This window comes from Parvimonas sp. D9, assembly GCF_035282565.1.
In the GTDB taxonomy this organism is placed as follows: Bacteria; Bacillota; Clostridia; order Tissierellales; family Peptoniphilaceae; genus Parvimonas; species Parvimonas micra.
Genome location: NZ_JAYKBM010000122.1, coordinates 1 through 278, shown reverse-complemented (window position 1 = coordinate 278; position 278 = coordinate 1). Strand labels below are relative to the sequence as shown.

1 pseudogene is annotated in these 278 nt (G+C 36.0%); it reads right to left on the bottom strand.

The features are described from left to right. A pseudogene (locus VJI94_RS08275) lies at positions 1–278 on the bottom strand (nucleotidyltransferase); the annotation flags it as partial.

Here is a 278-nt window from a genome sequence, read left to right as displayed (position 1 = left end):
ATAGCCATTACTTCTATTAAAAAAGAGGGCTTGATTGGTTTACCTTGCGTTTCATTCCACTTTTTAATCATTTTCACCATCGGTTTCCATTCGCCGTCAAAAGCCTTATTTGCCTCTGTTGCTTTTTCAGCATGTATTTGAGGGTCGGTTTTAATCCAATCGCACAAAACATTATCAGAAATTTGATAGTAATTACTTACTTCAAAAGCGGGTACGGCATCAATACTTAATACTTTATCTTCTTCTGTTGTGCCTAATGCAATATCAATACCGACAGA